General features: G+C 48.9%; 23 protein-coding genes. 15 read left to right on the top strand and 8 right to left on the bottom strand.

The genetic code is table 11. The annotated features are described in order from the left end of the window. Positions 1-361: 361 nt before the first annotated feature. Complete coding sequence (locus IMCC21906_RS16460) at positions 362-1,258, bottom strand: alpha/beta fold hydrolase (RefSeq protein WP_052763568.1); 897 nt, start codon at positions 1,256-1,258, stop codon at positions 362-364. A gap of 409 nt (positions 1,259-1,667) precedes the next feature. Between IMCC21906_RS16460 and IMCC21906_RS15080 the strand changes: the two genes are divergently transcribed. Next, complete coding sequence (locus IMCC21906_RS15080; RefSeq protein ID WP_047012850.1) at positions 1,668-2,228, top strand: hypothetical protein; 561 nt, start codon at positions 1,668-1,670, stop codon at positions 2,226-2,228. A 66-nt stretch (positions 2,229-2,294) separates the two neighbouring features. After that, positions 2,295-2,810: a hypothetical protein gene (locus IMCC21906_RS15075; protein ID WP_047012849.1), complete on the top strand. Its 516-nt coding sequence runs from the start codon at positions 2,295-2,297 to the stop codon at positions 2,808-2,810. A gap of 49 nt (positions 2,811-2,859) precedes the next feature. Here IMCC21906_RS15075 and IMCC21906_RS15070 read toward each other — a convergent pair whose 3' ends face one another. Then, entirely contained in the window at positions 2,860-3,126 is a 267-nt protein-coding gene (locus tag IMCC21906_RS15070) for a hypothetical protein (protein ID WP_047012848.1), read from the bottom strand. Between the two features lie 137 nt (positions 3,127-3,263). Here IMCC21906_RS15070 and IMCC21906_RS15065 point away from each other — a divergent pair, with 137 nt between their 5' ends. Next, positions 3,264-3,608, top strand: a complete 345-nt coding sequence (locus tag IMCC21906_RS15065; protein WP_047012847.1) for a HopJ type III effector protein — start codon at positions 3,264-3,266, stop codon at positions 3,606-3,608. A gap of 48 nt (positions 3,609-3,656) precedes the next feature. On the opposite strand, the gene IMCC21906_RS15060 is transcribed toward IMCC21906_RS15065, so the two are convergent. After that, positions 3,657-4,079, bottom strand: coding sequence for an Rrf2 family transcriptional regulator (locus IMCC21906_RS15060; protein WP_047012846.1), 423 nt, complete (start codon positions 4,077-4,079; stop codon positions 3,657-3,659). Positions 4,080-4,402: 323 nt separating this feature from the next. On the opposite strand from IMCC21906_RS15060, the gene IMCC21906_RS16455 reads away from it, so the two are divergent. The 4 genes from IMCC21906_RS16455 to IMCC21906_RS16445 are packed head-to-tail and all read left to right on the top strand — an operon-like array spanning position 4,403 to position 8,895. Further along, on the top strand, positions 4,403-5,164 hold the full coding sequence (locus tag IMCC21906_RS16455) for a DUF3348 family protein (protein ID WP_052763567.1): 762 nt from the start codon (positions 4,403-4,405) through the stop codon (positions 5,162-5,164). Next, positions 5,161-7,440 carry a hypothetical protein gene (locus IMCC21906_RS16450; protein ID WP_052763566.1) on the top strand — a complete coding sequence of 760 codons (2,280 nt, stop codon included), beginning with the start codon at positions 5,161-5,163 and terminating at the stop codon, positions 7,438-7,440. Before IMCC21906_RS16455 ends, IMCC21906_RS16450 begins: the two co-directional genes overlap by 4 nt. Before the next feature lie 2 nt (positions 7,441-7,442). Then, a complete protein-coding gene (locus IMCC21906_RS15045; RefSeq protein WP_047012845.1) occupies positions 7,443-8,138 on the top strand; it encodes an OmpA family protein in 696 nt (231 codons plus the stop codon). After that, entirely contained in the window at positions 8,131-8,895 is a 765-nt protein-coding gene (locus tag IMCC21906_RS16445) for a DUF2894 domain-containing protein (protein WP_197085912.1), read from the top strand. The genes IMCC21906_RS15045 and IMCC21906_RS16445 overlap by 8 nt, the downstream gene beginning before the upstream one ends. Positions 8,896-8,943: 48 nt before the next feature. On the opposite strand, the gene IMCC21906_RS15035 is transcribed toward IMCC21906_RS16445, so the two are convergent. Further along, positions 8,944-9,738, bottom strand: coding sequence for a class III extradiol ring-cleavage dioxygenase (locus IMCC21906_RS15035; protein WP_047012844.1), 795 nt, complete (start codon positions 9,736-9,738; stop codon positions 8,944-8,946). Positions 9,739-9,920: 182 nt separating this feature from the next. Between IMCC21906_RS15035 and IMCC21906_RS15030 the strand changes: the two genes are divergently transcribed. Together IMCC21906_RS15030 and IMCC21906_RS15025 are read left to right on the top strand one after the other, a co-directional pair. Further along, on the top strand, positions 9,921-10,379 hold the full coding sequence (locus IMCC21906_RS15030) for a hypothetical protein (protein WP_047012843.1): 459 nt from the start codon (positions 9,921-9,923) through the stop codon (positions 10,377-10,379). Between the two features lie 83 nt (positions 10,380-10,462). After that, positions 10,463-11,062 carry a tRNA-uridine aminocarboxypropyltransferase gene (locus IMCC21906_RS15025; RefSeq protein ID WP_047012842.1) on the top strand — a complete coding sequence of 200 codons (600 nt, stop codon included), beginning with the start codon at positions 10,463-10,465 and terminating at the stop codon, positions 11,060-11,062. A gap of 26 nt (positions 11,063-11,088) precedes the next feature. On the opposite strand, the gene IMCC21906_RS15020 is transcribed toward IMCC21906_RS15025, so the two are convergent. Beyond that, a complete protein-coding gene (locus IMCC21906_RS15020) occupies positions 11,089-12,690 on the bottom strand; it encodes a GMC family oxidoreductase (protein WP_047012841.1) in 1,602 nt (533 codons plus the stop codon). Between the two features lie 362 nt (positions 12,691-13,052). On the opposite strand from IMCC21906_RS15020, the gene IMCC21906_RS15015 reads away from it, so the two are divergent. The 3 genes from IMCC21906_RS15015 (at position 13,053) to IMCC21906_RS15005 (ending at position 16,488) form a co-directional block, all read left to right on the top strand. Then, entirely contained in the window at positions 13,053-13,934 is an 882-nt protein-coding gene (locus IMCC21906_RS15015) for a DMT family transporter (RefSeq protein WP_047012840.1), read from the top strand. A 228-nt stretch (positions 13,935-14,162) separates the two neighbouring features. Continuing rightward, positions 14,163-15,623 carry an HAD-IB family hydrolase gene (locus IMCC21906_RS15010; RefSeq protein ID WP_047012839.1) on the top strand — a complete coding sequence of 487 codons (1,461 nt, stop codon included), beginning with the start codon at positions 14,163-14,165 and terminating at the stop codon, positions 15,621-15,623. A gap of 28 nt (positions 15,624-15,651) precedes the next feature. Next, positions 15,652-16,488, top strand: coding sequence for an alpha/beta hydrolase (locus IMCC21906_RS15005; RefSeq protein WP_197085911.1), 837 nt, complete (start codon positions 15,652-15,654; stop codon positions 16,486-16,488). Between the two features lie 170 nt (positions 16,489-16,658). Here IMCC21906_RS15005 and IMCC21906_RS15000 read toward each other — a convergent pair whose 3' ends face one another. The 3 genes from IMCC21906_RS15000 to IMCC21906_RS16730 form a co-directional block, all read right to left on the bottom strand. Further along, positions 16,659-17,222, bottom strand: a complete 564-nt coding sequence (locus IMCC21906_RS15000) for a BON domain-containing protein (protein WP_047012838.1) — start codon at positions 17,220-17,222, stop codon at positions 16,659-16,661. Between the two features lie 117 nt (positions 17,223-17,339). Next, a complete protein-coding gene (locus IMCC21906_RS14995; protein WP_047012837.1) occupies positions 17,340-17,540 on the bottom strand; it encodes a CsbD family protein in 201 nt (66 codons plus the stop codon). Between the two features lie 47 nt (positions 17,541-17,587). After that, positions 17,588-17,764, bottom strand: coding sequence for a DUF1328 domain-containing protein (locus IMCC21906_RS16730; RefSeq protein ID WP_047012836.1), 177 nt, complete (start codon positions 17,762-17,764; stop codon positions 17,588-17,590). 264 nt (positions 17,765-18,028) lie between these two features. Here IMCC21906_RS16730 and IMCC21906_RS14985 point away from each other — a divergent pair, with 264 nt between their 5' ends. The 3 genes from IMCC21906_RS14985 (at position 18,029) to IMCC21906_RS16725 (ending at position 19,296) form a co-directional block, all read left to right on the top strand. Beyond that, positions 18,029-18,343 (top strand): DUF883 family protein, encoded by a 315-nt coding sequence (locus tag IMCC21906_RS14985; RefSeq protein WP_047012835.1) that lies wholly within the window; start codon positions 18,029-18,031, stop codon positions 18,341-18,343. Positions 18,344-18,369: 26 nt separating this feature from the next. Beyond that, positions 18,370-18,771: a hypothetical protein gene (locus IMCC21906_RS14980; RefSeq protein WP_047012834.1), complete on the top strand. Its 402-nt coding sequence runs from the start codon at positions 18,370-18,372 to the stop codon at positions 18,769-18,771. A gap of 366 nt (positions 18,772-19,137) precedes the next feature. After that, positions 19,138-19,296 carry a YqaE/Pmp3 family membrane protein gene (locus IMCC21906_RS16725; RefSeq protein ID WP_047012832.1) on the top strand — a complete coding sequence of 53 codons (159 nt, stop codon included), beginning with the start codon at positions 19,138-19,140 and terminating at the stop codon, positions 19,294-19,296. Positions 19,297-19,318: the final 22 nt, after the last annotated feature.

Below are 19,318 nucleotides of genomic sequence, written 5' to 3'. Positions count from 1 at the left end.
ATTGGCGCTAGGGCTTTTAAGCTGTTTTGTTATTGAAATAGCTTCACCAGAGCGTGTTTCTATGTATTCAAGCCGTGTTTCACTGTCTGAAATTCCCGCTCCAGGTTGCAGTAATTTCAGCCTCAGCCATTGTGTTGTGGTCACAAGCGCGGCGCTTTGAATACGACGGATTTGGCGGTGTCCAATTCGGCTCCCGTCATAGCTAACGGCTTGCCATTGGTCGCCTTGGGCTGTGTTAAGGGCGGGCGCTGGTCCAGCGCATGCCGTTAATACGGTGGCGTAAAAGAGGTAGCAGAAAAGATAGTAAGCGAAATTTCTCGGCGACATAGAGGTGGTCTGTTTGATACTCACAGGTGGCAGCTTATAACGGTGGGCTAAGCAAGCCTTGCTTGCGGAGCCAGTCCTTGCATATTTGAGTGACTTGGTCAGTATCCTCTTGAATCGCCATATGTCCAGCGCCACGAATAACAGCTGTATCGACGCATGCTGGTAAGCGCTTACTGTGAAATTCAAAGTCCTCTGATTTGTGCATATAGGATTTCTCTGCTCGTAGCAGCAGGGTGGGAGTCTGGCTTTTTCTCAGCGCGGGCCAAGGCGCGTGGGTGGTTAAGAAGTTGTGAGCCTCCCAGGCTCTGTCATAGCGGAGTTCAAAGCCACCATTGTCATCTTCGATCAAGCCAGCTTCGGCGTATTCCTGTAATGCTATCGGACTGAAATCTCGGTATACGGCTTTTTCTTTTATTGTTGAAATAAACTCTTGTCGAGAAGACCATTGAAAGCGCCGCTTACTGGTTCCGGTTACCAGGCGATGGCGCCGCATCATTGCTTGAATAATCTGCTTGGGTAGGCGCCAGAAATACCGCCCCGGTGGAGAAGCGGGGTCAATCATAATAACGGCCCGAAACAGGTCCGGGCGCTTATGTGCGGCTAGTGCGCTCACGGTTCCGCCTATTGAGTGGCCTATGGCGATGATGCCCTTGCTGTCTTTGCCTTTTTGCCGGCGCTGCTCAAGCATTGTGATTATGTCGTTGGCATGATCTGTCCAGCCAAAGGCGCGATGTGGTGGGTCGGCGCGCCATGCTCCCCTGTTTTCCAGTCCGATGACGGTATATTGGTCGTAAAAGGGGGCTAGGAAATGTCGGTAAGCGCCAAGGGGAAAGCCATTGGCAGCAGAAAAGTGTAAAGTCAGCTCCGGGTGGATGCCTGCATTGTTCTGGTCGGGGTTAAAGTCAAAGTTGGTTAGGGTTTCATTTTTCATAGTGTGCGCTTGATGAGCTGGTTATAGTGTCGCAATATTAGCAATGGGTGTCTTAACGTCGTTTTCAGCGGGCTTAGGGTAGCAAGAAATCGTCTTGGATGTACTTGTTGATAGTGGAATTTGACGGCAAGCATTAGCTGGTGGTGTTAAATGAGGCTTATCAGGGGTGATTGTACGCGAGGGCTGATTTGATAGTTGCATGCTATTACTCGTTGTTTTTAGTTGCTGCAGCTGTGTGTGACTCGACCGTATTTATGTACCGTTGGTGACTTGTTTGTATCGTTAGCTTAGATTTTAATGGTTTTTTTGTGACGGGTTTATCGATTTAGGTGACTACGTATATGTTTTTTTACGGCTAAAAATAAAAATTAATAATGATAAAAACACTATGATTATGCCGAGGTTTGAGATGAAGTATTTTTATAAATCAATATCTGCTTTGTTTGTATTTTTTATGGTTTCAGGCGTTATCGCAGGTGAGCGAAATGCTTGGAAAGTTGAGCCTATCTCTCACTCTACGGGCTATACCGTGCCCGGATCAATGATGAGTCAACATCAGTTTGGCATGCTTAAGCACAGTAATATCTGTGCCAGCGATGAGCTTTACCTGATTTGGTCCAGCGATCGAGCCGATATTTGGTCTTTGTCAGGGCAGCGGGTGAATGTACTGGCTAATTTTGACGGCATCAGTCTAGAAATGCCCTTAGAAGTGGTTTCTATTAAAGAACTGGGCGGTAATAAGCATTTAGTTATGTTTTCGCATGTTTATGCTAACGATGCGGTTATTGACTTAATTGGAAAGTCTCAAAGGCTAACTGTGTCGATGCCTCAGGAAGACCCTGCCATGGCAGCGCTTTTTGGCGTGAATCAGGATAGCTTTAACATTGCAGGTTTTATGGATGCTCGTGCGGCAGCTGCCCAGCGTTGCAATGGTTTAAGTGATCAAATTACCACTGCAGCCAACTTCTGATCTAGCCTTCAGTTGTCGTTCAGCTACATATTGATAGCGTATTCCTGACACAAAGAGGAATACGCTATGAATACAGTCATGGCTTCGGCCGTTTTCAGTAAGAAAAAGCGAGCATTGTTGGCATTGCTGGCGGTTGCGGTAGTGCTTGGTTTAAACCCTAAACCTGCCAGGGCCGATGGCGCCGAGGCTGTCGCTGCGGTTTTGGTGGGTGCAGCGTTGCTCTATGCTGTTAAGGACAGCGATAGCCATCGGCGGAGTAAGGTCAGTTACCATTATCATAATGGTGGTCGCCAGCCCTGTTATGATCGTCATGTTGCCCATGGTGGCAGGTATTACCAGCATAACTCCCGGAATGATCGTCGCGGCTACGGCCAGCAATACCATGACAGGCGGTATGTGCAGGTTAATAAGTACTACCGAAATGATTACCACGCAGGCCAACACGCTTCTAAAGGGCATAGAGATAACGGCGGCCATAAAAACAAGGAGTATAAGGATAACGGGCGCCGGGATAAGGGGCATAAAGATAATCGTTATAGACACGATAACCGGCAGTGGAATACCCGGGTTCCTATTCACTAGGTGATTCGCGCCCACGCAAAAAATCCGGCAAGCAGCCGGATTTTTGTGTTTAGTCTTTTAACGCGTCTTCTTCGCTCACCACCGGTCGACTTTCTCTAGTGCCTCGCATGAAAGGCCCTGCTGGCGTCTCGCTGCCATCAAAGTGAGCTAATAATACATAGTCATCGTGCACTTCTGAGAGCACTCCAACAAAGGGCATATCCATCATGCTGCCGCTCACGCGGTAGCTTACCAGGTCACCGACTTTAAAGGTGTCCGCTTCAAAATTGAGATCAAAGGGACATTTCTCGCCATTATCGTTGCTTAGGCCTTGCATTTGGACTCTCCCTAACAGCTGGTAAAATTTTTTATTGGCGGCAATGATATCAAATTTTCGTCTAGGCTCATCCCAGAATCCTCAGATAAAGATGACAATAAGGTTAGAATAGCGGCCCCAAAATTTGGAGAGTAGCTATGACAGAGCAAGACCTTATCGCCCAGTTAGAGCAAGGCCCTGTAGCTTTTAGCAACGTTATGGAGGTGATTGATCGCGAATATGATTTTAAGCCAACCGCTTTTCGCAATGGCGAGCAAGATAATGCCGCAGGGGAAAACAATGGTTCTTGTAAGGTTTTTGCCTTTGCCCAGCGCCACCAACTTTCCCTTGCCGCGACCTTAAATGCCTTTGGTGATTATTACAGCAAGGACGTGTTGGCTAATCCGGCGGGCAGTGATCACGCGAATATCCGTAACTTTATGCAAACCGGGTGGCAAGGGGTTCTTTTTGAAGGCGAAGCCCTGTCGGTACGTGGAGCGTAAGCTACCTTGTCACCATTAGTTGGGGCCGAGCTTGAAAAGGCTAATGCCTCAGTTTGAAAAGACAATGGCCTCTAGGTCGCTGTCAACCATGTCGGCTAAAGTGTAGGCAGAAAGGGCGTCAAGAAATGCTTGCATCGCATTGCCGAGTACGCCTTTTAGTCGGCAGTTGCGAATAATTCGGCAAGGTTGCTCGCTGCAGTTGATGGGGCGTAGGGTTGTTTCAAATTCGGTTACCACATTGATCAGCTGGATATGTTCTGGCGCGCAGCCAAGTCGGATTCCGCCCCCTTTGCCCCTTACCGCTTCTATGTAACCCATTCGCACTAAGCGCATCACCACTTTAGAGATATGGTTGGTTGATATATCGTAAAAGTCGCAAATCTGCTGAATGTTAGACAGCTGCTCTTTAGGCTTGGCTGCTAAAAAAAGTAAGGTGCGAAATGCGAAATCGGTTTGTTTGGTCAGTTTCATAGCGGTTGGCTAAGCCCATATAAAGATGCATCCATTATACTTATTATATGCCTGTAATCGTAATGGGTCCTCACTCGTCAGTGACGAGTCTTCTATGATGCGCTAGCCCAACAGTGGGCTTGATATCGGCGGATGTGGTCGCCAGCGTTGTGGCAGGAATATGGCCGGGGTAGTGGTGGGCTATGGGTGGTAAAGTCCGACCGTGCTTGAACCTGTCGATAAAATGGCGATAATGAGCGGCCAAAAAATCTGCAGCTGACAATCTCCGGTATCCAGCTAATCTCCCGCCGCCTGTGCAGTGTGGCGCTTAAGCTATAGGTAATATGAGCCAATCTTCGGCGACCGCCCAAAATCCTGACACCCGCTTGCTTCATACCTTGGCAAACTTGGGAATACAGCTTGAATCGCCGACCACAGCAAGCGTGGCAGATAAACTGGCGGGGCTAATTGATCTTTCTGATTCAATTACGTTAGCTGATGCCTTGCGAGCGTTGACTCGGAGTCGGTTTAAGCCACCGGCCGACGCTTTGGAGACAGACGCCAGCGCCCTTTTTTGGGAGGCAAGGGGCTCAATTTTAACGTTTATCGCGGACAGTTTTCGCTCCGACGCAGGTTCGGTGCCGTTTTTGCTGCCTAGGGCAAGCCGTCAAACGGTAGCGGATCTGGCCGAGGGTTATCAGCCCTATCAGCGTTTTTATATGTTGCATCAAAGCGAGATGGACCATCGAATTCTCAAACTGAGAAATTCGTTGCGACAATGTTTGTCAGCGCATTCACCTGACATGGCGAAGCTATCGGCGCTAGACCGGATCGTTGCAGAACCCTTGCTTGACCACAGTCGCCGCCTGCTCGCAACGGTGCCACGTACCTTGAGCAGACGCTTCAAACAACTCGCTGAACACTATCTTGAGAGCCAAACCAGTGGTGAATTTGGGGAGCCAGATAATTGGCTTGGCCCTCATGGCTGGTTGCGGCATTTTTATAATGAAATGCAGGACCTGCTGTTGGCGGAATTAGATTTTCGCTTGCTGCCGGTTTTAGGGCTATTGGAAGCCTTAGACGCTGAGGAAACTCAAACTCCATGACCAATATAACAAAAGCTATTTCTATCCTGTGTTTTGCCCTTGGCGCCATTGTGGTGCTGTGGATGGGTAGTTCTTTTATTGGCTCAAATCTGTTGGCGCTGCTAGTGACGGTATTAATTGCCGGAGCTTATAGCGTGGGCTTTTCAGAGCTGATGCGCTATCAAACGGCCACCGCGTCGTTGGAGGCAGCGCTGCTGCAATCCCGAGAGGGAATAGCGTCTCTTGAGCAATGGCTGAGTAAGTTACACCCGTCGCTGCAACACGCGGTACATCAGCGCATTCAGGGCGAGCATTTAGGTTTGCCCGCGCCAGTGCTGACCCCTTATCTGGTGGGTTTGCTGGTTATGCTGGGCTTGCTAGGCACCTTTATTGGCATGGTGGCAACCCTCCAGGGCGCTGTCAGTGCTCTGGAAGGCAGCACTGAGCTGGCAGCAGTACGGGCTGGTTTGGCGGCCCCTATTCAGGGCTTGGGAATGGCTTTTGCCACTTCGGTAGCTGGTGTAACTGCGTCGGCAATGTTGGGGTTGATTTCTACCTTGAGTCGCCGTCAGCGGTTGGCGAGTTCCCGGCAATTGGATGCCGAAATGTCAGGGGCTTTTAAAGCGTATTCACTGAGTCATCAGCGGCGCCAAACTTACCAGGCCTTGCAGCAACAGGCCGAGGCTTTACCCGCAGTGGCAGGTAAATTAGAAAATTTGGCACAAAAGCTAGCTGAAATGACGGGCTCACTGGGAGAAAACCTCAGCGCCAGACAGCAGCGCTTTCAAGAGGGGATGACCCAGGGCTTTACGCAATTAGCGGAGTCGGTAGACGGTTCGCTCAAACAAAGCCTTGCTGACAGCGGAAAATTGGCGGGTGAGAGCATGCAGCCGGTGTTAGCACAGTTTTTGGATACCCTGGCTAAACAGCAGCACGAAGAACAACAGCGTTTGAATAGCGCGCTTGCCGATCAAGTTACGACCATGACAACGGCATTTTCCGAAACCTCATCGGCGGTCAGTAGTGCATGGGAACGTGGTCTTAAACACCACCATGCCGCCAATACTGAGTTGGCAGAAACACTGGCAAAAAACTTTGTGGTGTTACAAGAGCAGTTTTCAGAAACCGGTGGATCGTTGCTTAATGACTTTAGTACGGCCAGCCAAGAATGGCTGGCGCAGCAGCATGTTCACGGCCAGTCCCAGCAAGAAAACTGGCAGCGGAGCTTGGACGAAGCCGCCACGCTGCTGCGTGGCACGGCTGAAGAAATAGCCGTCAATGGTCGGCGTAATGCTGCCGAGGCGAGCCAGCAAATTAATGCGTTGCTGACTCAGAGCGAGGCTTTAATTTCTGCGCGAGAGGGTAGTGAAGCGGTATGGCTGGATGCCCAACAGTCACGCTTTGAAGCATTGCAGGCGACCATGTCTAGCCAGCTCGACAAGTTGAGAGACACTGAACAGCAGCGTAATGACAGCTCGGCAGCTAAGTTATTAGAGCTTATCAGCCGTAGTGAGGGCTTGCTTCAGGCGAGAGAGAACGGTGAGCAACAGTGGCAGCAAGATCAACAACAGCGTTTTGATACCTTGATGTCGACGTTCGCAGAACAGCTTTCGGCGTTGCGAGACGAAGAGAGCCGTCGCGGCGCGGCCGCGGCAAGTCAATTAGATAAACTGCAAGATATTGCGGCGTTGCGCCTTGCTGAACTGGGCACAGCATTAGAGCAACCGATGCGGGCCTTGATTGAAACCGCATCAGAAACACCCAAGGCTGCTGCTGAGGTAATTGCTAAGCTAAGAAGCGAAATCTCTAACAATATTGAGCGGGATAATGCCTTGCTTGAAGAGCGACAGCAATTAATGGCCCAGCTTAATAAACTGTCGGCTTCTTTGGAGGCCAATGCGCAAACCCAGTCCTCTGCGGTACAGGCACTGCTAGATCGCTCTGCAGAGCAGCTGGGCGAGGTCAATCAACAGTTTGCCAAGCAGGTAGATGATGAGTCTAATAAATTGGTATCGCTAGTTGATTATTTTGCCGCGAGTTCAACGGAGTTAGCCAGCTTAGGTGAGGTGTTCACCACCGCTGTAGAGCAGTTTAGCGACTCTAATCAGAAGATGATGGCGCAATTTTCTCAGCTGGAAAAAGGCTTGAATAAAGCGACCAGTCGCAGTGATGAGCAAATGGAATACTATTTACTGCAGGCCCGAGAAATCATTGATCACAATTTGCTGAGCCAGCAAGAGCTTCTGGAACAACTAAAAGAGAGCGCTGGCCGCAAAGCGCATGATGGCAAGGCTTGATCATGGCTGAACTGGATGAAGGGCTAAATTCTGAGCCGCCCATCTGGGCGATTTTTGGCGACTTAATGACAGGCTTGGTTGGGGTTTTTGTGCTGCTCTTGGTTTGGACCTTGGGCTTTCAGCTTGAGCTTTCGCAAAGCTTAGAAAAAGAAATTGCCAAACGTGAGGCCGAGCAACAGCGACGTATCGAGTTAGAAGAAGCCTTGGCCGACCCCTTGGCTCAAGGCCGGGTTACCCTAAAAAATGGCCGCATTGGCATTAGTGGCAGTGTGTTGTTTTCGCTGAATTCCGCAGAGCTGCAACCGGAAGGTCGAAAACTATTGGTCAGTTTAATGAAGCCGCTCACGTTTTACCTCGGCGAAAACGACCAGTTGCTAATGGTGAGTGGTTTTACCGATGACTTACCTATTCAGCAGGGCAATCTTAATTTCGAAGACAACTGGGAGTTGTCGGCACAGCGGGCTTTAACGGTGACCCGAGCTTTGATTGAGGCCGGTATGCCCCGCGGAATGGTATTCGCCGCAGCCTTTGGGGCTCAGCAACCTGTGGTGCCCAACCACGATGCCAGTAGTCGTGCTCAAAACCGCCGGGTAGAAATGGCCCCAGTTCCTAGGGCTGAGCATAGTGCTGATGGCCTCAGCGCTAATGAACCCGGCTCGAGTGGGCAACAGTCCCGTGTACAGGTTTCTGATGATTAGAGCCTCTATACCGGAGCTGGAAGTGCTGGAGCTTGGGATGGACGCGCTGGCAAAGCAGGGCTTAGATCAGCAGCCCCGTTTTAAGCTAGCGGCAGCCCTTTTGACTCGAGCGCAAGAACAGCGCGCGGGGGTGGCTGAGGTTTTGTTAAACAAGATACGGCAGCATCTCGTTGTGCTTGAGGGGCAGGCACCTCTTGTTAACGCCTTGGCAGAAACTGAAGATGCTAATGCGTCTGCGGGGGCGGGTAGCAGCGGATTAAGTGACATTATTCGGGCGTTGAATCAAAGTTACAGCAATCCAGAACCAGAGACGGGTCACGGTTTGAGTGCTTCAATGGGCGCTCAGGAGCAGGCCATTTTTGGCCAGGCAAGCGACCAGCAGACGAGTGCTTGGCAAGAGGCTGGCCTCAGCGAGCTGGCTAACCAAGGCCAATCTCAAATCAAAAGTGCAGCCCAGCCAAAAGAGCAGGCCGAAGAAAAGCCCCAGCTAAAAGCGGTGCAGAATCTGCGCAGAAACCAAGCGCGACAGAATCATCAGCGGCGCATAAATGCGGCCCTTGATGCTCAGCCAGAAAATCCGGGGCCACTGAATCCGCAAATGTTAGCGATCAAATCTCTCAGCCATATGCGGGATTTATCACCTCAATACCTGAACAGGTTTATTGCTTATATAGAGACTCTTACCGTGCTCGATATGGCTGCCGGGTCGAGTAGTCATCCAAACAAAAAAGCGCCAAAACCCCGAAAAAAGCGCTAATACCAATGGCGTACTATGACGTCAGCCGCCAGTGTTGTGTCAGTTGTTTTATTGCCACAGAAAGCCGCTAGCCCACTTTCCCATTATCTTGTCAAAAAATATCCGCTGGGCGGGTTTGTCTGCCATGGCTAAACAAACATGCAAAGGCAGCAGGTGTTCAGCCCTTGGGTGGCAGTACGCGGCGCCGGGTGCGGTATGCCAGTTTTGTAAAGCCTGTTCGCGTTGTTGCTGATGGAGGTTGGGGTTACAGCAAATGTCATTCAGCCACTGCTCAAAGTGCATATTAGCTGGGGGTATATCTGGGCTGCGGAAGGCCTGCATATTATGAAATGACAGTCCTGATCCTAAAATTAAGATTTTTTCGTTTTTGAGCGCGCGTAGTCCTCTGCCCAGGCTTAGATGGTCTTCGGCAGATAAGCTGTCGAGTAACGACATTTGTATGCAGGGGATATCTGCATGGGGATACATTATTTTAAGAGGGACAAAAACGCCGTGATCTAAGCCGCGCGTTGAGGTTAAGCGGTTTTGAATTTTGGCCGCATCCAATAGATGACCGAGCTTTGCGGCCAGTGCGGGGTGACCGGGAACAGGGTATTGAATATGGTAACTCTCATCAGGAAAACCGTCGTAATCGTAGATGAGCGACGGATTGGCTGTGCTGGTAAGCATCGCGTGCGGGGTCTCCCAGTGGGCGCTAATGACAATGATGGCCTCTGGTCTGGCAATTAAATTGGGTAGGTTTTTTAAAAATGCAGTCAGCTTGGCGTGTCCAGGTTCGCCAAGCAGTGGTAAGGGACCGCCCCCATGGGGAATAAAAGCGATATTGGCAGTGTGTTTTTTCATGTTTACTCCTATCTCGGTCTTGATTCTAGGCCGATACTGTCTACACGTCCGGTATAAAAATTCCCGTTAAATAGCCAAAAAATCTGATCTATTTTCTGTTGGCCGATAAAAAGACAATATTGAACATCTGTACCCACCCACTTGTCATAGCAAGAACACGCATAAATCAAGGAGGTAGCGGTATGAACGTTGAAACGGTAGGAGATGTTGTTCAGTGGTCAGGGGATTTTCATCAGTCTTTTGCACAATTTTTGCCCGACAGTATAGCCAGTTCATCCAATGAGCGAGCCAAGCTACTGGGTGATGATATTGCTCGTCATGAGGCGAATTTGGCAACCACGATCTTGGCTTTAAAAGACACCGAAAGTAAGAATTCGCTGGACACTTGGGTGACAGAATTTCTCAATAACCAACCGCTTCCTGATACCAAGTATAAGGATTTGCATTGGGCTTCTCTTAGCAGTGAGCAATTATTAGATGAGGTGCTGGAGGTTCATGCCCAGCTCATTGAGCTTTATCGCCATTTACACAGCCGGTGCGCTGCGACTCCAGCGGCAGGTACGCTGGAACAGTTGTTGGACATGGAAGAGCAGGAGCTGAGCTTAATTTCTCATTCGGCGAATCGCTTGCGAGATCTGTAGCCCCGCTGAAAACGATAGGCTTACGAATTAGATTTTAGCGACATCGAGCTCGCTAGTGCCTGGCTTTACGGTACAATTTGCCGATGAGCCGATCCCTTTGTCAACGCTGCGAGCGTCCCAGCAAAACCTGTCTTTGTGACTATTTGATTTGCTGTGCCAGCGATTATCGATTGGTGATTTTACAAGACCCTAAAGAAGCCAGGCACGCAATGTCATCGGCGCCGTTGTTGGCAAAGTCCATTGCTGGCGCCCAATTGCTGGTTGGTGATGTTTTTGACCCGCTAGAGGTATTAGGGGAAAACTGGTTGACCGACACCTTGTTGGTCTACCCTGGTGCCAGCCCCCTCAGTGCTGACGCCATTGGCTCTGCCCGTTTTCGTTATTTACTGTTGCTTGACGGCACTTGGCGTAAAGTCCGTCGACTTATGCATTTAAATCCATGGTTGTCGCATTTGCCGTGTATGCATTTACAAATGTCAGAACAGAGTCGATACCGCATACGTAAGTCGCCCCGGCAAGACGGTTTGTCGACTATTGAAGCGGGGGTCGCCGCGCTGAATGTACTGCATGCCGAACAAAATTTTGACAAAGTATTGCTAGCCTTTCAGGCGATGATTGATATGCAGCTTGCAGAAATGGGGCCTGCAGCGCGGCAAAATCACCCTGACTTACGGGGCAGCTAAGCTCCAATCCCAGCTAGAAATGTCGCCTAATCCTTAAGGTGCTCGGCAAGGGTTTCTGCAATCATGACTACTGACGCATGGGTATTGCCGCTGGTAATGGTGGGCATAATTGACGCATCGGCAATATACAAATTGTCTAGCTCGCGCACCTTTAAATTGCTATCTGTTACCGCTAGTGGGTCATCAATGTGGCCCATTTTACAGGTGCCAACAGGATGAAAAATAGTGGTGGCAATGTCGCCTGCCGCTTTGGCAAGCTCCTCGGGGCTTTGTAGCTGCGGCCCCGGTTTAATTTCCCGTGGTTGGAATTTTTGGCTCGCAGACTGGCGGGCAATCTCGCGGGTAATTTGGATAGATTGCACCGCCACTTTCTGATCGTCTTCAGTGGCCAAATAGTGTGGGTCAATTAATGGCGGCTGGCTGGGGTCGGCTGACCGGACAGCGACTCGCCCCCGGGAACTGGGTCTAAGATTGCAAATACTGGCCGTGATACCAGGAAAGGGGTGTAGCTCGGTGCCCAGTTTTTCGGCGCTCATGGGTTGAACGTGGTATTCGAGGTTTGCGCGCTCTTGGTAATGGTCTGACTTAAAAAAGGCTCCGAGCTGGCTTGGCGCCATGGACAATGGCCCAGAGCGCCGCAATATATACTCCAAGCCCATTTTTGTTTTTCCGAGCCAATTGCGGTTGAGGCAGTTTAGGGTGGTGGCGTTGGTTACCTGAAATTGCACCCGTATTTGTAGATGGTCTTGTAGATTGGCACCTACGCCATCCAGTTTTTTTCGGCAGGGGATGTCGGCTTTTTTGAGCGTGGCTTCGTCGCCAATGCCACTACGCTGCAGAATACAGGGGCTTGAAACGGCGCCTGCAGATAAAATCACTTCACCGCTGCACTCAATTCGCTGGCGCGTATTTTGAAAAGTGACATCTAGCCCGTTGACGCGATTATCCTGCCAATGCAGTTTGTCTACCATCACGCCGGTGACGATGTGGAGGTTGCTCCGTTTTATAATGGGGCGCAGAAATGCCCGCTTGGCGGAGCAGCGTAAGCCCCGGTGCTGGTTAACATGAAAAAGGCCGACGCCTTCATTGTCCCCGGTATTAAAATCCTCGGTAGGGGGAATGCCGTACTCGATACAGGCGTCTCGCCAGGCATCTAAAATGGGCCAGCGCAAACGTTGCTGTTCAACCCTCAGTTCGCCGTCGACACCGTGAAACGCACTTGGGCCGCCATAATAATCTTCAGATTTTTTAAAGCGCGGCAAAACATGTCGCCATTGCCAACCGGGTAGGTCCCATTGCTCATAGTCTTGGCTTTGGCCCCGCATATAAATCATGCCGTTAATCGCACTGCAACCGCCAAGCACCTTTCCTCGGGGGTAGGGTAGCGTGCGGCCGTTTAGCCCAGGCTGGGGCTCAAGCTGGTAACACCAGTCGCTGCGGGGGTTACCCATGGCAAAAAGGTAGCCCACAGGAATATGAAACCAATGCCAGTTATCATCGCCCCCGGCCTCTAATAGCAGGACTTTACGATTGGGATTTGAGGATAGTCGGTTGGCCAGTACGCAACCCGCGCTGCCAGCGCCGACAATAATGGTATCGAAGCCATTGAAATTAAACTGAGAGGTCATGTGTAACCGTAAACGTGTTATTGGTTTTTATCCTACTGCAGAGTGTACACCCTTGTACTACGGTGATCTTGTGTGAATGCGGTGATTGTACTTGCGCTCGTTCCTGTGCCTGCTTATAGTCGTAGCTTACTTATCAAAACGACAAGCCAAACCATGTTTACTTTTTTTGCCGTCATTTTCTCCACTGTCCTTCGCACTTGTGTGCGTTGGACGCGAGATATTGCGGCAGGTGAAATTTTTTTGTGATGAGTTGATTAGCAAAATTTTTTTAAAAGGCCGCAGACATTTCATCTGCGGCCTTTTTTTTGGGTCAGAAATGTCTCGGCAAGTATTGGGCTTAGCACGCCCTAGAGGAAAGACAGATGCTTGTAAGGCTGGCCTATGGCTTCGTCATTTTAATTTGGTCTACGACGCCGCTGGCGATAAAGCTAGGTGGCGATACTTTAGTACCGATTGTCAGTTTGAGTCTGCGTATTCTGTTAGCGTTTATCTTGGGCAGTGCAATCTGCACGCTAATAGGTAAGCGTGGTTTGTCACTGCGAAAGCATTGGCAACTGTATTTTGCGGCCTCCATCAGTCTATTTCCGAATATGGCATTGGTCTACATGGCTGCAGAGTATTTACCTTCAGCGCTTATTTCATTGCTGTTTGGTTTGACGCCTTTAGTCACGGCAGTACTTGCAAAGCCGATATTGGGTGAAAGTTTGTTACAGCCGCGTAAATTGCTTGCTGTGATTGTTGGCTTTATCGGTCTCGTCGTGTTGGTTGTAGGGGATGGCGCACTCTCAGAAAGCAGCTACATTGGTTTTGGACTGATGTTTATCTCTAATATTTTGTTTTCGGCAAGTGCTCTGTGGGTGAAAAAACTGAATCAAAAAATGATTGTTGACCCATGGGAACAAGCGTTGGGGGCAATGACTTTTGCGTTGCCGGGAATGTTGCTGTCATGGCTGTTTCTGGTGGAGCTTGAGTGGCCCACTTTTAGTTATTTGTCACTAGTCTCATTACTTTATTTGTCAATTTTTGGCTCGTTGCTGGGCTTTGTGTCTTACTACTATATTCTCAAGCATCTGTCGGTAGATACGGTTTCCCTTATACCGCTAATTACACCCGTCATGGCGATGTTGTTAGGGGTGGTTGTCGCTGGTGAGGTTATGACACCGGCAATGCTGGCCGGGGCGGCGTTAATTTTATTGGGACTTGCGGTCCATCAAGGCGCCTTCAGTAAACGAACGCTGATCTAAAGTGAGTGATACGGCTGTGAGGCGGATGCCTTGTGTGGCACAAACAAAGATATTCTGCGGCATGGATATTGCTGAATGAACTAGAAGTGCTTGAGGGTTTCACAAATGATAAACGCAGTAGCACTAAACTGTCATGATGATTAGTAAAGCTGAGTGGTAAGGGTATCCTCCCATCGCTTGGAAAATGCTTAAAATAGTCAGTGGAAGGCCGCTAGGGGTTTGAAAAAAATGAGTTTGAAAAATGCAATTGCAGATATTGAAAGCGGCCCACAAGGTCCAGCGGTGGGGGCATTCTTCGATTTTGACGGCACCTTGATTGACGGTTTTTCGGCAGCAGAGTATTTCAAAGATAGAATTCGAAAGCGTGAAATTACTAAGAGAGAGCTGTTGACCGCTTTAAAAGCACCGTTAAAAACAGATCTTGATGCAGTTGGCTTTAAAGCGTTATTTCAAGAGTTGATGACTGAATGGGCGGGGTACAAAGAGAGTGAGATGCGCGCGTACTGGCAGCGGTTGTTTGTCGAGCGGGTGGCCAAACGCATGTATCACGAGGGTTTCACACTGGTTAAAGCACATTTGAAAGCAGGGCACACGGTGGCAATTGCGTCCTCTGCAACCCGCTATCAAATAGAGGGGCTTGCAGAGGAATACGGCATTAAACACATTCTGGCAAGCAAACTTGAGGTGAAGCGCGGCGTGCTTACCGGCCGGCTGTCTGGTGATCCTGCTTGGGGAGCCAATAAAGCTGCAGCGGTTAAGCAGTTTGCTACAAAACAGACCATTGACCTGTCTCAAAGCTATGGCTATGCCAACGGTGATGAAGATATTGATTTTTTAAATAGTGTAGGCCGGGCCACGGCCATTAACCCTGATCGTATACTCCGCTCCGAGGCACGTTTATCGGATTGGCCGATTATCGATTTTACTATGCGGCGCAGGGCACCCTTAAAAGCATTGGCGGGGACGGTGGGCTGTTATTCTGCGATGACGGCAACGATGCTGGCGGGACTTGCTTATAATCGCGTTTACCAAGATCCACGTCGAGCGGTTGATTTGATTGCCTCGGTGGGGAGTGATGTGGGCTTTGCCTTGGCTGGCGTAAAAATCAATGTGATTAACGAGCATAACTTGTGGAAGGCAAGACCGGCTGTTTTTATTATCAATCATCAGAGTAAGCTCGATTTTTTTATCTTCTGTAATATTATTCGTCGCGGCGCGACAGGAGTGGTGAAAAAAGAAGCCGCCAATGCGCCAATTATCGGACCTTTTTTGAAAATGGCTGAAATGTCCTTTATTGATCGGAGTAATACCCAGAGTGCGATTGAAACATTAAAACCAGTGGTCGAGCGTTTAAAAAAAGGGCTTTCAGTGGGTATAGCACCAGAGGGCACGCGCTCCTATTCACCGAATTTAGGACGCTTTAAAAAAGGTGCATTTTATGTTGCCAGGCAAGCCGGTGTGCCAATTGTGCCGGTGGTCCTTCGTAATTCTGGTGAAATTCAGGCGCGCAATGATCAAACTATTCGCGCGGGTACGGTTGATATTTGTGTGCTGGAACCGATTGATGTAAGTGCGTGGACGGATGCAGACATGAGCAAAAATGTTGAAGAAGTCCGGCAACAGTTTGTTGATACCTTAAGTAACTGGCCTGACGCATCGAATTATTCGGTTGCCGTTGCTAAGTTGTAAAAAGTACATGGGATGTGAGGGCGTGTTTGTGAATCAAGGCAATGGCTATTTTTTAGGTCAAAAGGGTGTGAAAATTTTTTGGCAGAGCTGGGAAGTGGAGAAACCCAATGCGGTTGTCGTTGTGTGTCATGGCTTGGGGGAGCATGGGGGGCGGTATCGACATTTAGCAGAAACATTAGTGGCAGAGAATTATTCAGTGTATGCCATTGATCACCGTGGGCATGGTCACTCTTATGGCCATCGGGGAAAAGTTGAAGATTTTTCTTATGCGGTAGCGGATTTGAAGTTATTTTTAGACACCCTGTTAGCAAGCCAACTAGCTGTACCTAGAGTATTATTTGGGCATAGTATGGGCGGTGCTATATCGCTTGCGTACACTTTATCTACCCAGCAAAGTTTGGCGGGGTTAATGTTGTCAGGAGCGGCGCTCTCTGTTGATAAAATCCCCGGCTCTATGAGAACAGTTTGTGAGCTTCTTGCTGCGGTCGCGCCCAATCTGCCAACGGCCAATCTTGCCCCCGATATGCTTAGTCGAGATCCGGCAATGGTTAGTGATTTTAAGGCCGACCCTTTAAATCTCAGCACTAAAATTCCCCTTAAAACCCTTGCTGAACTTATTCGGGTTGTTCCGTCACTGTCTGAGCGGTTTGCTGAGTTAAGCCTGCCTTTGCTCATTTTGCACGGCGAAAAGGATCAGCTGGTGCCTCATACGGTTAGTGAGCGGGTGTATGAGAAAAGTGCTTCAGAAGATAAAACCTTAAATATTTATCCTGGCCTATACCACGATGTTGTCAACGAGGGCCCCACAGATCGAAAACAGGTTGTTGACGATATTCGTGATTGGCTTAATCAGCGGTTTAAATAACGAAGTGTTTTTGTCGTGTGAACAAATCGTTTTGTAGTATCGACAAAGTGAGCGGGCTACTCAGCTTTGTAATGTTAGAAAAGAGACTTTCGAAAGGATTAAAAAATTGCCACCTGCTTTTACAGGTGGCAATGGCGGGCAATCAAATGCCGGTTGCTAGCTAAGGGCTGTTAGGACTCACTGACGATGGTCAGTTGGTCGTCAACATCCACGACATTGTCAAAGCCTTTCGCTATTTCGATTGCCAAGTCGTGGGCGGCTTTACTTTTGACAGTACCCGTCAGGGTGACATTGCCGTTAAGAGTATCTACGTCAATTTCTGTTGCCGCAATGTCATCGTTGGCGGCATATTTCATATTTAAACCAGCGGTAATGGTAAGGTCGCTCCAGGTTCTGGCGAAATTGTCCCCTGTTTTCTCTATTTTGCTGGTGTAATCTTCCTTCACCTCAATGTTGTTGTTGACGTCGGTGACGCCTTCAATGTTGTTGGTGATTTCTTCAGCAAGGTCTTTTTCGATCTCAGTTTTAACCGTGCCGGATAACACGGCAACGCCATTTTCCACATCGGTGTTGATTTCAAAGTTGTTTAGCTCGCTGTTCAGCATAAACGCTGTTTCTATCTTGCCATCAAGCCACGCATCTTTGGTTTCACCTTGCCAAGTGTTTGCCATGACATTGGTGCTGGAAAGGGCGGCAATAATCAGGCCGGTACTCAGTGTTTTAGAATATTTCATAGTGAACTCCTTTGCTTCCTAGAAATAACTAGATTTTGATACTGTTTTTTTACAGCAGCTCATGCTTTCGAGAATAAAAAAGGCGCCTTTGAGGCGCCTGATTCGAAAAAGAGATCGTTAAGATATCTTTTTCTTCAGCTCTTCAAACTGCTTTTGGGCTTCATCTTTGGCTAAGCCATAACGCTCTTGCAGTATGCCGACAAATCGGTCACTGCTACCTTCAGCTTGGTCCAAATCGTCGTCTGTCAGATCTGCCCACTTTTCTTTGATTTGGCCTTTAAACTGTTTCCATTTACCTTCTGCAACATCTCTATTCATCGTCATTCTCCATGTTTAAGTTTTACGTTAAAGGTCCGTGTTCTCGCTTATAGCTTGGGAGGACGGCCTCTAGCCGCTTGTGCAACCAGAGAAATAATTAGCAATGCGAGGAAGACAAAAAACAGTATCTTGGCGATACCTGTTGCTGCACCTGCAATGCCACCGAAGCCCAACGCCGCTGCGATAACGGCAACCAGAAAAAATACCAGCGACCAGCCGAGCATAAATTCTCCTAATGTTAATGACTTCAGTTAATCAGACAGTCTTTATGAAATCAGTTCCAATATTTTATTTTTTGTATTTTGATAGCGTTATAAAAAAGCAGGGGGAGAATGAAGGAAAAACCGCTAAACCCATTGTTAACCGGGGTTGTTAACAGGTGGGTGATTAAGTTTGATTTTTTAAATATTAAAACTGAACTTTACCTGCGAGCTTGCCATCGTAATTGTTAAGGTACTTTTTTGGAAACGTTAAAAGGAGAAGGTCTTATGGCACAAGAATCATCAAACTCTTATGTAGATGAACAAGCCACAGCAGGAGCACATGACAAAGTGGACCGAGCTGCGCAGAGGGCCCATGACGCGGTGAACCGTGCAGCGACTATGGCAGGTAGTGGAGAAGAAAAGCTCCATAACCTGGCGGATGAGTTACGTAAGCAGGCTGAGCAATTGGCCAATTCAGCAAAGAACCGTTCGGATGAGGTGAGTAGCGCGGTTAGCGATTACACGCGAACTAATCCGTTGAAGACAATAGGCTTGGCATTTTTGGTCGGCGCAGTTGTGGCCTTTTTATTCAGGAAATAACTCCCCTTTTTGTTTAGGACATAAAAATGTCATCTCCAGAGCAAAATGACCAAGTTGCCAATGCTAAAACTGAGGATTCTGGCAACCAAGTGCCAGAAGGTCTGAGTGGGTTGGCTTCTGGGCATATGGATCAGCTTCTACTTTTCTTTGAGGCCGGGCAGCTGCGAGCACAAATATGGTTGCTGGCTTTAGTGAAAGTGGTGGTTTGCGGTTTGGTCATGGTGCTGATGGGTGTCACCGCGTGGCTGTTGATGTTGGCAGGACTGCTCTCAACGGCCATTCACTTTGGTGTTCCTAATGAGGTAGGTATTGCTGTTTGCTGCATCTTAACCCTGCTTGTGACATGGGGCAGTTGGCGGCTTTTGTTACGAAGTATCGGTCAGTTGAGCATGCCTGCAGTGAAGGAGGCGGCGAATGACGAGTTCTGAGCAAAATCTCCAGCAGCAATTTTTGAATGTGCAACGACGACGATACCAACTGGCAAAGCAGAATCGCCAGCTTAGACGCCTATACATGGCGAAGGGACGGCATCAGCTGGTAAAACCGTCCACAGTGTTAGGCGCGGGCCTTTTGGGGGCTTGCACATACGCTATACTCAAAAGGCCAAGCCCGGGCTCAAGTCAGGCGCGCTACGCCGGACAGCCTGAATCTCCTTGGCATGGATTGTTAAGAGAGTCTCGATTGCTTGCCGTTGACGTGATTGACCGCCAAGTGCAGCGCTGGCTTCAGTTTGCTTGGATACGCGTAAAAGCGCGTAGAACAGAAATGGAATGTAAATAAGAGAGGACTTTAATATGGATTTAATAAGAGTTTTAGTGGCTATTTTATTACCCCCTTTAGGCGTTTTTCTTCAGGTCGGGTTCGGCGGCGCGTTTTGGTTAAATATTTTGCTCACGCTGTTGGGGTATTTCCCGGGGATTATTCACGCCGTTTGGATTATCGCTAAACGATAGGTTGCTCTGAACTGGCTGAATG

Origin of the sequence: Spongiibacter sp. IMCC21906, assembly GCF_001010805.1 — a bacterium.
Classification (GTDB): domain Bacteria; phylum Pseudomonadota; class Gammaproteobacteria; order Pseudomonadales; family Spongiibacteraceae; genus Spongiibacter.
This window is presented reverse-complemented; position numbering and strand designations above follow the sequence as displayed.